Annotated in this window: 12 protein-coding genes; 2 read left to right on the top strand and 10 right to left on the bottom strand. The window is 62.1% G+C overall.

What is annotated here, in order from left to right:
* Positions 1-60: 60 nt before the first annotated feature.
* The 3 genes from H7C18_RS32950 to H7C18_RS32940 form a co-directional block, all read right to left on the bottom strand.
* Positions 61-1,347 (bottom strand): adenylosuccinate synthase, encoded by a 1,287-nt coding sequence (locus H7C18_RS32950; protein WP_185133384.1) that lies wholly within the window; start codon positions 1,345-1,347, stop codon positions 61-63.
* 282 nt (positions 1,348-1,629) lie between these two features.
* Positions 1,630-2,997, bottom strand: a complete 1,368-nt coding sequence (locus H7C18_RS32945; protein WP_185133383.1) for a sensor histidine kinase — start codon at positions 2,995-2,997, stop codon at positions 1,630-1,632.
* Positions 2,994-3,683, bottom strand: a complete 690-nt coding sequence (locus tag H7C18_RS32940) for a response regulator transcription factor (RefSeq protein WP_185133382.1) — start codon at positions 3,681-3,683, stop codon at positions 2,994-2,996. The genes H7C18_RS32945 and H7C18_RS32940 overlap by 4 nt, the downstream gene beginning before the upstream one ends.
* A gap of 185 nt (positions 3,684-3,868) precedes the next feature.
* Here H7C18_RS32940 and H7C18_RS32935 point away from each other — a divergent pair, with 185 nt between their 5' ends.
* Entirely contained in the window at positions 3,869-4,270 is a 402-nt protein-coding gene (locus tag H7C18_RS32935; protein WP_185133381.1) for a DUF6220 domain-containing protein, read from the top strand.
* Positions 4,267-4,674 carry a hypothetical protein gene (locus tag H7C18_RS32930; RefSeq protein ID WP_185133380.1) on the top strand — a complete coding sequence of 136 codons (408 nt, stop codon included), beginning with the start codon at positions 4,267-4,269 and terminating at the stop codon, positions 4,672-4,674. Before H7C18_RS32935 ends, H7C18_RS32930 begins: the two co-directional genes overlap by 4 nt.
* A 409-nt stretch (positions 4,675-5,083) precedes the next feature.
* Here H7C18_RS32930 and dnaB read toward each other — a convergent pair whose 3' ends face one another.
* The 7 genes from dnaB to H7C18_RS32895 form a co-directional block, all read right to left on the bottom strand.
* Entirely contained in the window at positions 5,084-6,445 is a 1,362-nt protein-coding gene (gene dnaB / locus H7C18_RS32925; protein WP_185133379.1) for a replicative DNA helicase, read from the bottom strand.
* Positions 6,446-6,449: 4 nt separating this feature from the next.
* Complete coding sequence (rplI, locus tag H7C18_RS32920; RefSeq protein WP_185133378.1) at positions 6,450-6,893, bottom strand: 50S ribosomal protein L9; 444 nt, start codon at positions 6,891-6,893, stop codon at positions 6,450-6,452.
* Positions 6,890-8,860 (bottom strand): DHH family phosphoesterase, encoded by a 1,971-nt coding sequence (locus tag H7C18_RS32915; RefSeq protein WP_185133377.1) that lies wholly within the window; start codon positions 8,858-8,860, stop codon positions 6,890-6,892. The genes rplI and H7C18_RS32915 overlap by 4 nt, the downstream gene beginning before the upstream one ends.
* 89 nt (positions 8,861-8,949) lie before the next feature.
* Positions 8,950-9,867 (bottom strand): DUF2232 domain-containing protein, encoded by a 918-nt coding sequence (locus H7C18_RS32910; protein WP_185133376.1) that lies wholly within the window; start codon positions 9,865-9,867, stop codon positions 8,950-8,952.
* Between the two features lie 5 nt (positions 9,868-9,872).
* Complete coding sequence (locus H7C18_RS32905) at positions 9,873-10,175, bottom strand: MazG-like family protein (RefSeq protein WP_185133375.1); 303 nt, start codon at positions 10,173-10,175, stop codon at positions 9,873-9,875.
* A gap of 198 nt (positions 10,176-10,373) precedes the next feature.
* Positions 10,374-10,814 carry a CBS domain-containing protein gene (locus tag H7C18_RS32900; protein ID WP_185133374.1) on the bottom strand — a complete coding sequence of 147 codons (441 nt, stop codon included), beginning with the start codon at positions 10,812-10,814 and terminating at the stop codon, positions 10,374-10,376.
* A 296-nt stretch (positions 10,815-11,110) separates the two neighbouring features.
* Entirely contained in the window at positions 11,111-13,849 is a 2,739-nt protein-coding gene (locus H7C18_RS32895) for a hypothetical protein (protein WP_185133373.1), read from the bottom strand.

Raw genomic sequence — 13,849 nt, 5'->3', positions numbered from 1 at the left:
TGACCTAATAATACGAAAACCGCCCCGGATATCCGGAGCGGCTTGCGTGCCGATGAGAAATTATTCGTAGATCGGAGCCACTTGGTTCGTCTGCTCGCGATTGCGGCCGACGGAGAAGATGGCGATCGGAATGCCGGTCAGCTCGGACACGCGCTCGACATAGCGGCGGGTGTTCTCCGGCAAATCTTCGAGAGTCTTCGCGTTCGAGATGTCCTCGCTCCAGCCCGGCAGCTCCTCGTACACGGCTTCGCAATCGGCCAGCGTCTTCAGGTTCGCCGGATAATGGCGGATGATCTCGCCGCGGCACCGATAGGATGTGCAGATCTTGACCGTGTCCAGCCCGCTCAGCACGTCAAGCGAGTTCAGCGACAGACCGGTGATGCCGCTGACGCGGCGCGCATGGCGGACGACGACCGTGTCGAACCAGCCGACGCGGCGCGGGCGTCCCGTCACGGTGCCGTACTCATGGCCTTTGTCGCGAATCCATTGGCCCAGCTCGTCGTGCAGCTCGGTCGGGAACGGGCCGTCGCCGACGCGGGTCGTGTAAGCCTTCGCCACGCCGATGACCTGCTTGATCTTGGACGGACCGACGCCGGAGCCGATACAGACGCCGCCCGCCGAAGGGTTGGAGCTGGTCACGAACGGGTACGTGCCTTGGTCGATGTCCAGCATGACGCCTTGAGCGCCTTCGAACAGCACCTTCCGGCCCTCGTCGATGGCATCGTTCAGCACGACCGACGTGTCGGTGACGAACGGACGGAGCTTCTCGGCGAGCGTCAAGTACTCTTCCACGATCCGGTCGGCGTCGAGCGGCTCTCCCCCGTATACCTGAACGATCATCTGATTCTTCTCGGCGATCAGGCGGCGTGCCTTCCCCGAGAACTCCTCCGGATCCATCAGGTCGGCGATACGAATGCCGTTGCGCGCGGCTTTGTCCATATAGCAAGGGCCGATGCCCTTGCGCGTCGTGCCGATCTTGCCGTCGCCCTTGCGGTCTTCTTCCAAACCGTCCAAAACGAGATGATACGGCATGATGACATGGGCGCGGTCGCTGATCCGCAAGTTATCGGCGGTGAAGCCGTTGTCGATGATATATTGAATTTCTTCTACCAGCGCGGCCGGGTTGATGACCATCCCGTTGCCGATGACGCAAACTTTGTTCTCGTTGAAAATGCCGGACGGAATCATGGTCAGCTTGTATTTCTTGTTCTGAATGAGAATCGTATGGCCGGCGTTGTTCCCGCCTTGATAACGGGCGACGACGTCCGCCTTCTCCGCGAGGTAATCGGTGATCTTCCCTTTCCCCTCGTCTCCCCACTGGGTACCGACGACTACGACAGTAGACAAAACAATCCCTCCATCCGGCCGATTCGTTCCTGCCGGCATGATGATGCCACCCCGGGCGCCCTGCCGCGTCCTTCGCGCGGATGAAGGCGCGCCTTAACGCATCGGCAGACGAATGCCTCGTCCCGATGTGCGGCCGACAGGCCGAAAGGCGGCATTTTTAGTGTAGCAAGCGCTAAGGGGGAAGTCAATGAAAAGGCGAACGATTGTGTGAACGCTCATATGATTGTTCGGAAATTATCACGAATGTTTCACATAAGGCGCCGGGGACCGGGCGCCTTCTTTTTAGTTCGGCGGTTCGGGAGCCGCCCGCTCCGCAGGGCCGGGCAGCCGGACGGTAAAGGTCGTTCCTTGGCCGGGCGAGCTCGCCGCCTCGATCGTGCCGTCGTGGGCGGTCACGTACCCCTTGGCGATCGCCAATCCCAGACCGGCCCCGCCGCCATGGCGGGCACGAGCCTCGTCCGCCCGGTAGAACCGATCGAAGATGTGCGGAAGATGGCGCGGCTCGATCCCCGGCCCGTTGTCGGCGACCTCGACGCGCAGACCGCCTGCCTCTTCCCGAACCGTCAGGTTGACGGCCCCGTTCGGCTGCGTATATCGGACGGCATTGACCGCCAGATTGAGAAAGACCTGCGTCATTCGATTCGGATCCACGGAAATCACCGGGAAGCCGGCTTCGCAAGCCAGCTCCATCCGGATCCCCTTCCGTTCGGCGTCGGGCCCGACCCGCTCGACGATCCGCCGCAGCAGCTCGCACAGGTTCGTCGGGCGGCGCTCGATCGGCAGCTTGCGAGCCTCGGCCAGCGACAGCTGATGAAGATCGTCGATCAGGCGCGTCAGACGGATCAATTCGTCCTGAAGCGGAAGCAGGTTCTCGGGTGCGATCCTCTCTCCGCCGTGCTGCAGCAGATCCAGCTTGCCGCGAATGATCGTGATCGGCGTCCGCAGCTCGTGCGCCACGTCCGCGACCAGGCTGCGGCGGTTTTCTTCGGCATCCCGCAGCAAAAGGGACATTTCGTTGAACGCGCGCGCCACTTGCCCGTATTCGTCATTCACGGCGACCGGAGCCTGAACGCCGTAATCCCCTCTGCCGAGACGTTCAATGGCGGGCATCAACCTTCGAAGCGGCGACGTCATCCGTTTGGACAGCCCCCACGCGACTAGAAGGCTAAGGACGATAAATGCGGCGGCGCTCGGGACAAGCAGCGTCAGCACGGAGATCGGAATGCCGTACCGAAGCTTGGACAGCATGGCCACGTCCGGGTCGTACTCGTAAAGAACGGCAACCGTGCTCCCGTTCGAGAGCAGCGGTTTCCGAATCCCGAGCCTCCGGACGACCCTGTCGTCTCCTTCTTCCCCCTGCTTCAACAGCACTTGATTTTGAGGCGACACCAGCAGGAGACTGATCTCTCGTCCTTTCGTCTCCACGCTTTCTTCCAGGCGGAGCTGTCCAACCCCTTCCCATGACCGGCCATGATCCTCATAGTAGCGAATCAACGGTTCGGCCAGCGCTTCGAGCTGATCTCCGCGGGTCGATTGGACAGCCGCCTCGGATGCGGCTTTGACGATAAACATCGTGAGCAAGCCGAAGACGATGCACATGGCCGCGACGAACGACGCCATCGCAAGAAACAGCTTGAGGTTCGCTTTCATGCGCGGTCCCCGAAGCGATAGCCGAATCCGTAGACCGTCTGGACGAAGGCGGGTCGGGACGGATCGTCTTCGATTTTTTTGCGGATTCGGCTGATGTGGGTGTCCACCGTTCGCTCGTCGTTGAGAATGTCGTCGGCCAGCGCCGCCTGCAGCAGCTGCAGCCGGCTGTAGACGATTCCCGGCCGGGCCGCAAGGGTGAGCAGCAGCTTGAATTCCGTCGGCGTGAGCGGAATCTCCTTGCCGCCTTTCTTTACCCGGCATTCCGATTCGGAGACGGCCAGATCGCCGTAGACGAGAGCCGGCGCCGCGGCGGCCGCGTGGCCGTCCATCCGCCGAAGCACCGAACGGATCCGGGCCGACAGCTCCCGCAGCGAGAACGGCTTGGTCATATAGTCGTCGGCGCCGATCTCCAGGCCGACGATCTTGTCCGCTTCCTCCGCGCGGGCCGTCAGCATGATGATGCCCATCGGACCGATCCGGCGGAGCTCCCGGCAGACGTCGAGTCCGTTCATCTCCGGCAGCATCCAGTCCAGCACGACCAGCGAGACGTTCGCCTCGCGCGCCTTCGCGATCGCTTCCCTCCCCGTTCTGGCCGTATAGGTCTCATAGCCTTCGCCCCGCAGGAACGGCTCCATGAATTCAAGAACCTTCTCCTCGTCGTCCACCAGCAGCAATCGATGCGGCATCCGGTTCGTCACCCCCGTTTATTATCCACCATTATAAGGGGGTTTTTGCTTCTATGGAGAGAAAGCGCCGAATTTCACCGTACCCGTAAACGATCGCAACAAGTTCACAACATGAGCTTGATAAAATGGGGAAAACCGAGCGGGACCACGCCTTCCGCCCCGCTTCGCCAAGGAGGAAACGCCAGATGAAACGCAGCCATACCGTGTTCCGTACGGTTTTTTTCGGAGTTGCCTGTTTGTTCGCCGCCTGCGTGGCGGTTCAGATTTTTATCGCCGGATTGGCGATCTTCACCGACTCTTCGCATTGGCATGACCATGAAGTGTTCGTCCGGATTTTCGAGCTGTTCCCGCTTCTGATGCTCATCTTCGGATTCGCCGGCAAACTGCCGGTCTCCTTTCGCTGGATAAGCGTCGTCCTTCTCCTACTGATCTTCGCGCAATACTTTACCGCCCACGTTCAAGGGGCGGGGGCCTTCCATCCGGTCATCGCCGCGGTGCTGTTCTGGCTGACCCTTCGGACCGCCGCCCGGTCCCGGCATTTGGCTTTTCCGGGGAAGGGCTCGGCCAACGGGGGAGCTTCGTCATGAGCGGGAGACTCCGGAACTCGCAGCGGCTGTTCGTCGTCGCGATGGGCGCATTCGCCCTCATCCGCCCGCTGATGAGCATCACGGGCTTGTCGGAGCGGATCGGGCAGCCGTTCGCCAGCTTGGGCGCGACGGTCTTAATCACCCTGCTATGGATCGCGGCCGCCAACCTCGCCCGCGTGGCGCGTCCCGTTCCGACGCTTATGATGGCCGGCATCGCTTACGGCGTATTCGCGATCGTCCTCAGCGGCATCCTGTCGCCGATTCTGACCGGCCGTCTGCAAGGCCCGCTGACGAACCCGTTCGGCTTTGTCGGCGTTCTCGTCACGAACGCGATCTGGGGCATCGCCGCCGGACTGCTGGCAGCCGCCGTACAGCGTGCTTTCCGGCGCCAAGCATTAAAATAACCCCAAGTGGGGCTTAGCTTCGAGGCTTGCTTAGGTACTTTGCAGGGCCATGGAAGAGTACAAGAATGTGCTGGCCGTATCCGTATCGGGCAGCGGGCTGAACGCGTAACGGAGAGTCGGCCTGCCAAAGGCCCCGTTAGCCGATTTTTTCGGCTATCGGCACCCGTTCAGCCCGCGATGGGAAAGGGGAAAACCTCCCGGTAATCATGGCTCGTCGGCTCCTTTTGGGGAGTATTGGCATGAAATAACGGGAGATCTTCCTGGTAATCCTCTTCTTCCCGTGGTTTTCACCTCATTTAAGGGGAGGAATTCCAATTCGTTTTCTCGATGGCGGCGTATTATAAATTCAAAAAATCCTCTTCGGAAAGAAGAGCCGACGGGCTCTCCGGCTTCCGAAGAGGATTTTGGATTAGGCGCTTTCCTCGTGCGTGCGGTCCAGGCTGACGAACTTGTTGAAGTTCTTGAGGAAGACGAGCTCGACCGTGCCGACCGGACCGTTCCGCTGCTTGGCGATGATGATCTCGATGATGTTCTTTTTCTCCGTATCCTGGTTGTAGTAATCGTCCCGGTACAGGAACGCGACGATGTCGGCGTCCTGCTCGATCGAGCCCGATTCCCGCAGGTCGGACATCATCGGACGCTTGTCCTGCCGCTGCTCGACGCCCCGCGACAGCTGCGACAGCGCGATGACGGGCACTTCGAGCTCGCGCGCGATCTGCTTCAGCGTCCGGGAGATCTCGGATACTTCCTGCTGCCGGTTCTCGCCAGGCTTGCCGCGGCCTTGGATGAGCTGGAGATAGTCGATCAGGATCATTCCGAGCCCTCTCTCCTTCTTCAGCCGCCGGCACTTGGCGCGGATGTCGGCCACCGTGATGCCCGGCGTATCGTCGATGTAGACCTGCGCCTCGGAGAGCGAGCCGATCGCCATCGTCAGCTTTTCCCAGTCGTCGCCCTCGAGATGCCCCGTGCGCATCCGGCCGGCGTCGACGTTCGACTCCGCGCACACCATCCGCTGCACGAGCTGGGCCGCCGACATTTCCAGGCTGAAGATCGCGACCGTCTCCGAAGCGCGGACCGCCACGTTCTGCGCGATGTTCAGCGCGAACGCCGTTTTCCCGACCGAGGGACGGGCCGCCACGATGATCAGGTCGCTCCGCTGGAAGCCGGACGTCATCTTGTCCAGATCGCGGAAGCCGGACGGAATGCCGGTCGTGCCTCCCTTGTGGTTATACAGGAACTCGACCCGTTCGAACACGTCCATCAGGACGTCGCGGATGCTGATAAATCCGGACGTGGAGCGGCGGTTGGAGATCTCCATGATCCGCTGCTCCGCGTCGTTGATCAGCACGCCGACGTCGTCCTCGGAAGCGAAGCCGCTCGAGACGATCTGCGTCGCCGTCCGGATGAGCCGGCGGATCATCGACTTCTCCTCGACGATCTGGGCGTAATACTCCACGTTCGCCGCCGTCGGCACCGCGTTCGCCAGCTTCGCCAGGTAGGTGACGCCGCCGACCTCCTCGAGCTGGCTCTTGTCTCGGAGACGTGCGGTCAGCGTCACCAGATCGAGCGGCTCGTTGTCGTCGTTCAGGTCGGTCATCGCTTCGAAGATCCGTTGATGCGCGACGCTGTAGAAATCCTCGGCGCGGATCTTCTCCATCGCCGTGATCAGCGCCTCGGTCTCCAGAAGGATGGCGCCGAGCACCGCCTGTTCGGCCTCCAGATTCTGCGGAGGGATCCGCCCTTCCAAGATCGGTTCCGCGTTCCCGTTCATGCGGTCATTCCTCCACGACCTGCACGTTCAGCGTACCTTTCACGTCGGCATACAGCTTCAGCGGCACCTTCGTCACGCCGAGCGCGCGAATCGGCTCGGACAGCTCGATCTTACGCTTGTCGACCGAGATCTTCATCTTCTCCAGCGCTTCGGCGATCTGCTTGCTCGTAATCGCGCCGAACAGCCTTCCGCCTTCGCCGGCTTTGGCCTTGATCACGACCGTCGTCTCCTCCAGCCGGGCAGCCATCGCCTGGGCTTCTTCCTTCTCCCGCTGCTTCTTCTTCTCCTGCGCGGCGTTCATCTGCTCCAGCGTCTTTTTGGCCCCGTCCGTCGCAATCTGAACGTAGCCTTTCGGCATCAGAAAATTGCGGGCGTAGCCTTCCGACACTTCTTTGACTTCGCCTTTTTTGCCCTGGCCCTTTACGTCCTGCAGAAAGATGACTTTCATTCCAGAATCCCCTCTTCCCCTTCGAAATGTTTGAGCGTCTGCTTCAGCTTGGCCGCCGCCTCCTGCACGGTGCAGCCCTGCAGCTGGGCGGCCGCGTTCGTCAGGTGGCCGCCGCCGCCCATCTTCTCCATGATGACCTGCACGTTGATCTGGCCGAGCGACCGGGCGCTGATGCCGATCAGGCCGTCCGGCCGCAAGCCGATGACGAACGAAGCTCGAATGCCGGTCATGTTCAGCAGCGTGTCGGCCGACTGGGCGATGAGCAGCTGCGGCACCGGCTTGCCCGCGTCGGCCACCGCGATCGCGATATGGTCGCGGTACGTCGTCGCGTGCTGGATGATCTCCGCCTTCTTGATGAACTCGTCCAGATCTTCCTTCAGCATTCGCTGGATGAGCGCCGGATCGGCTCCGTTGCGCCGAAGGAACGAAGCGGCTTCGAACGTGCGCGAGCCGGTCCGCAGCGCGAAGCTCTTCGTGTCGACCGTGATGCCGGCCAGCAGCGCGGTCGCCTCCCGGACTTCGAGAACGACCCGCTCGTGGATGTACTGCAGCAGCTCCGTGACGAGCTCGCAGGTCGAGGACGCGTACGGCTCCATATAGACGAGCACGGCGTCGTCGATGAACTCCTCGCTGCGGCGGTGGTGGTCGATCACCACGATCCGGTTCGTCTGCTGGAGCAGCCGGGGCTCGGCGACCATGGAAGCGCGGTGCGTATCGACGACGACCGCCAGCGATCGCTTGTTCATGAGCGACAAGCCCTGGTCGAGGCCGATGAACCGTTTGGCCAGCTTCTCGTCCTCGCGAAGGATATCCATCATGCGCTGGATGGACGGATTCACGCCTTCGTAGACGATAAAAGCTTCCTTGCCGAACTGCTGGGCCGCCTTCACGACGCCGATGGCCGCCCCGATCGCGTCCATATCCGGCGTCTTGTGGCCCATGACGAGGATGTAGTCGCTCTCCTTCATGAGGTCGCGAAGCGCATGCGAGATGACCCGCGCCCGCACCCGGGTGCGCTTCTCGATCGCGTTGCTTTTGCCCCCGTAGAAGCTCTGCCGTTCGCCGAACTTCACGACCGCCTGGTCGCCCCCGCGGCCGAGCGCGATGTCGAGACTGCCCTGCGCGAGCTGGCCCAGCTCGACGACATTGCCTTCGCCCGACGCGAAGCCGATCGAGAGCGTCATCGGCAGCTTGAGGTCCATCGTAATCTCCCGCACCTCGTCCAGCAGCTCGAACCGCGACTGCTCCAGCTTGCGGAGCGCCAGCTGGTTGGCGACGACCATGTATTTGTCCGAGGACAGCCGCCGGAGGAACAAGCCGTATTTCTGCGACCATTCGTTGATCTCGCCGGTCACCTTGGACAGCATCAGCGCCCGCTGCTGCTCATCCATGCCCTGCGCGACCTCTTCGAGATTGTCCATCATGACGATGCCCAGCGCCAGCTTCTCGTCCTCGTACCGCTTGGACAGCGTCCACCGCTCCGTGACGTCCGTGACGTAGAGCATCCGCTCCTGCTGGCGGAACGCCAGCTCGTAAATCCGGCCGTTCAGCGATACTTCTCCCTTGATCGGGTCTTTGTCCCGGACCGGAACGCTCGCCCCCGGGAACAGCTCGGAGAGCGGGACGCCGACGACCGACGGACGGCCGGTTACCGTCTGGATGAAGGAGTTATGCCACTGGACTTCCTTGTCCTCGTTGTAAAGGATAATGCCGAAAGGCAGCGTGCCGATCACATCCTGGCCGACGCCCTTGATGCGATGCGACAAAGTCAGCACGTAATCGTTCAGATCCTTGCGGAACGCGCGCTCGGCCAGCATCGTGTAGACGCCGACGGCTCCGCCCAGCGCCAGGCCGACGAGGCCGAAAATCCACTGGTACCACGCGAGCGCAATCGCGAGCAGCAAAATCAGCACAAGCGCCCAAACGTTGTGCATGCCGTGCCATCGCTGAACGAGAAACTTGGGCATGTGAAGCTTCGCTCCCTTGTGAGGCCCGGTCCCGCGCCGCCGCGCCGAACCGTCCGGTTATCTCTTGCGGCTTCAGGAATTCAGGCCGCTTATTTGACAAAGTATTTCCGAAGCGGAAACGCGGTGTCGATGAGCCCGATCAAATAGAACGTCTGCGGGAACATGACAAGCGGCACCGCGATCAGGATCGGCACGATCCGGGGCCACTTCTTGGCGTCGGCGAGATAGAAGAAGAAGGCGATCGCCTGAGCGGTGAACGCGAAGCGCAGCACGGGCACCGCGTTGAACGCCGATAGGCTCCAGAAGCTGCCGCTGTCCGGCGATACGGAGATCGTGATGATGATCGCGATTAGATAGAAAAAGATCAGGCTGCGCGGCAGCCTCCAGTTCTTCATCGGCGTCATGGCCGGGGCGACGACCCCGATCAGCTTCAGCGACTGGCGGGTAAAAATATGGCCGATGGCGGCCAGCAGGAACGACGTCAGAACGAGCAGCGACGGAAGCATCTTCGTAATGGCGTCGCTGAGCGATGCGGCGGTCGTATGCGCCCAGTCGGCCGGCAGCAAAGCTCCGGATGCGGACGTCTGCAGCTGGAGCAGCCCTTCCTCGAACAGGGTAGACAGTTGGGACGACAGATCCATGTCGTACTGCACGGAGAAAATGACGAGCTCCACGAGCAGCTGCGCCAGCAAAATCAACGAAGTCGCCGTAATGATCGTTCGCGCCGACAGATGCTTCTTGTACATGTGCCCCATCACGATCGACGGGATCAAGAAGAAGAGGCCGAAAGTCAGGGAGACGAGCGAATACGTTCCGAGCAGCAGATAAGCGGCGATTCCGATTCCGATGAGGTGCAGCGCGAACGACGCCGGCTTCAGGACGGTGTAGAGCACGACTACGGGAACCATAAGCAGGAACAACGTCACGACGACGAGCTTCGTCGGAATGCTAAGGAGCAAGAGCAGCGCCGCCGCGCTCCAAGCCACGGACTTCCAGCCGATCTTCAAAAAGGTCACCTCTTGCGTATATGTTCTTCCAGCGCCGATAGGTCGCGATACTGTTCTTCCAACTGGTGACCTTCCTGCTTCAGCCTGGCCAGCTTCTCGGCGATGGCCTTGTCCAGGTCCTTGTACGGCACGCCCAGCCGGCGGCCCAGCACGTAGGCTCCGGCGATCAATCCGGCCAGACTGTCCGCGATGCGGACGGCGCTGCCGTCCCACATGGCCTTGAACAGCCGGGATACCTGGTCGACAATCTCCGTCTTCAGCCACTCGATCGTTCTCGCGCGGGTGGCGACGTCCATCTCTTTGTCCATTCCCGATATCACCCTTTCCAAGCTGGCTGCTGGTGTCTGCCTAGAAAGCTGCAATCTTCATTATATCATATAGTCCGCCGGTGTCCGCAATGCGAAAAAAGGCGGCGCCCCCCGCTCGGGATGGGGGATGCCGCCGGGAGGCGCCGAATCCGGGACCCCGGCTTGGAGCTGCGGGGCCGAACTGCGGCCGGATCCGGGTCAAGCTTCCTTGCGCACGGCCTTCTCGTCCAGCGCCGGCGGCAGCAAGAGCCGTTCGCAATAGTCGATAATATCGCTGCGGCGGACGATGCCGATAAACCGGCTCATATCGTCGATGACGGGAACGTAGTTCTGGGTTTTGGCCAGGGAGACGAGATCTTCCATGTTGGCGTCGATGAGCACCGGGCGGATATTCGTCCGCAGCGGCACCTCCGACAGCATCACCCGATGCGTATTCTGAAAACCGAGCTCAGGATGGTTCTTCATATACCAAAGCAGGTCGCCTTCGGTCACGGTTCCGACGTACTTGCCGTCTTCGCTGAGAACGGGAACCGCCGTGTAACGGTGGCGCTCCATTCTCTCCAACGTTTGCCTCAAAGTCGCGCTCTCCGGCAGGCAGACCACCTCCTGCTTCGGCAGAAGGAAAAAAGCGATATTCATGTCTTCCTCTCCTCTGTCACGTAAGGGTTCCGCTAAGCTGCTTGCGATCCGATATCATAAGGCCGCCATCATTATACCACGGTCGAAGACGTTCGAACCACGCTTGCCAAGCATTGGCGCCTCTTCTTCTCTTTATGTAAAACGACGGACGAGACGGTACGGTTGCAAGAAATCCCGCCCGCCGGGCGTCCGCGCGGAACCCTTTTCCAAGAAAAAAAGAATCGCCCCCGCCTGTTCGGCGGGTACGATTCGGTGAAGCGCGAGCCGTCCGAAATGATTCCGCGGTTCCTGGCCCGTTAGCGCAAAGTCGCCTCCCGTTCTCCGCTTTCGTACAGCCAATCCATCGAGTCCGCGCCGCCTCCGTCATAGGACACTTCCCGGCGCTCCAGCCGCTCGTCCGCCGGCACGACCCCGACGATCAGATAGGCGCCCTTGCCGAACACCAGCGTGTGTCTCCCCGCCTCGAACAGGTAAGCGTGGACGTTCAGATTCGGGTAAAAATAAACCTTCATGCCGTTCTTCAGCACCGGATCGAGCCCGCCGCGGTCGTCCGCATGCGTATTTTCCTCCAGGTTCGGCGCCTGCAGCCACTGCGGATCGGACGAGTTGAAATAACCGACCAGTACCCGTGCCGGCTTCGGCAGCTCGATCTCGACCTGCACGCCTTGGCGCATCGCCTCCGTCTGGCTGAAGCGGATACCCGTCAGCCCGGTCAGCTCCTCGGCATGCTCCTGGATAAAAAGATCGCCGTCGCTGAAAATAACCGCCCGCTTCCCGACCGTATACGTCTCCGCATCGGCGGACAGCAGCCGGAACGGGGCCGGCCGGTAAGGCTTGCGCGCCGACTCCTCGACTTTGCGCAGCGATGCGGGCAGACGCCCCGCCGCCAGCTCGCGCACGTTCTCGGCGAGCCGTTCGTATTCCGCTTCGTAGACCGGCAGGCAATCCCGCCAATGGCCGTACGTCTCCCCATTCGGAAAAGGCACCTTGCGCTGCGGCGTCTGCATGCTGTTCGCATACAGGTACGTCCGTTCGGTGAGCGCCGTCAGCTCCCGGTAGGCCTCGAGCCCGGCGTGCGCGAACGAAACCGCGCTCTGCAGCCGCTCCGCCGCATCGGCGTACTTGCCCTCGGCCGTATGCTTGACGGTCAGAATGTCGACGGCGGCCCGCGCCTTGTTCGTGTAGGCGTACGTCATCAGCCGGATCGCCCGCACGTCCGTCGCCAGCCGGTCCAGCTCCTCCCGCCCGCGGCCGGCGGCCCGCTGCGCTCTGTCGATCGCGGCGACGGCCGCGTCCGCCTCATGCTCGACGTCCGCGATGACGTCGAGCGGCGTTTCGCCGACGTGCGGCTCGCCGCGCAGCTCCCGCAGCACGTATTCCTCCAGCCGCTCTCCCTGCGGCGCCTGGCAGTCCCACAGCTCCTTCCACGGCATGTAGCGCTCGGGGTTCGTCAGTTGGCTCAGCGTCATGCCCAGGCTCATCGTCTGGCGGTTGCCTTCCGTGATGCCGAACCGGCGCAGCAGCTTCGGCGCGCATTCGCCGGACGCTTCGTACGCTTCCAGCGCCGCCTCGCCGGCTTCCCGGCCGCCGAACCGCTCGGCCAGCCGTGAGATCCAGTATTCTCGCTCCTGCCGCGGATCGCGGTCCGGGTTCCAGGCGTACCGGAACCACGCCGCGAACCAGATCCGGTCGCGGTCGATCTGCCGCAGCCGCGGCTCCGTCTTGTCCGGCGAATAGGGCCAATCCCAATAAAACAGCGGGTAAAGGTGAAGCCCGTTGGCGCCGAGCCGGTAGCGGCCGGCCTGCATGCAGTTCTGGATAAACGAAGGCGAGCCCCAGCGGAACGGCTCCAAATTCGCCAGAATGTGAATGTTGATCAGGTGGACCGAATCCAGCGAAGCCAGGTGCCGGTGAATTCCCTGCCAGCGCCCGCGCGGCGTGTACGTCGTCAGCGACTCTCCGTTGAACTTCGCTTCCGTGTACAGATTCGGATAGCGGGGAAGCGCCGCTTTCATCACCTTTTCCGCGTTGATCGCATGCGCCCGGACGATGATCGGCGGCTTTTCCTTGAGTCGAAGTCCTCGCAGTCCGTCCTCCACGCCTTCGAGAATCGTCTCCGTCAGCCACTCCTCGCCATAAAGTTGGCCTTGCAGCGCTTCCCCCAGGCAGACCATCAGCCCGACGTTCGGGAACGCGCGGATGAAGGCGGAGATCGACTTCTTGCAGTAGTCGCTCGTCAGCGGCAGCGGCTTCGGCTGGTGCAGGTCGAGGCCGTGCTTCTCGGCGAAAGGGAGCGGAATGTGGATATTGTAAAATTTCAGCACGACCCAGATGCCCCGCTTGTCGGCCTCCTCCGCCAGCCAGCGGAACGTATCCACGTTGAGGCGGAATTCGTCCTCGGCCACTTCCAGCGCTTCCGGATAGTCGTCCAGCTTGACGAACGACGAGAACGGATGCCCCGTCCAGATGTAGACGACGTTGCATCGCTGCTCCAGCAGCATATCGAGAAAATCGAGCCACAGCGCCCGGTCGTAAAACCACGGGAACCGTCCCGGGGTTACCGGGTATTCGTACGTGCGGCGGGGCGGCTCCAGCTTCGTTTTTTGCAGGCCGATCGCCGGCCCGCGCAGCTTGTAGACCGGAGCGTCGCCGTAGGCGAGCCGCTGCGGCAGCCGCTTCTCCGTCCGAATCCGCTCGGCAAGCTCCAGGCAGCCGAACAGCGCGCCCGAATCGCCGCCGCCGGACACGACGGTCAACCGCCCCGGCACGGACGCCAGATAAAAGCCTTCCCCTTCCGGGGCCGGCGTATGGTAGAGCAGCACTTCCTGTTCCTCCAGCTCGCGGAGCAGCGCGGATTCGGCGCGGTTGCCGATGTAAATCTTCGGGCCGCGAAGCTGCCGATAGTTCGTCGCGCTCCAACCGGATCTCTCTTCCACCCGGTACCCTTGTTCCGCCAGCGCCCGCTTCAGCCGTTCCGCTCCGTAAACGACGCGGGGCGCGGCATTTTCCTGCACGGCGATATAGACCGTCTCCAT

The sequence above is a fragment of the Cohnella zeiphila genome (genome assembly GCF_014212055.1).
In the GTDB taxonomy this organism is placed as follows: Bacteria; Bacillota; Bacilli; order Paenibacillales; family Paenibacillaceae; genus Cohnella; species Cohnella zeiphila.
Note: the sequence above shows the minus strand (reverse complement) of the source record. Positions and strands in the feature narration are given on the sequence as shown.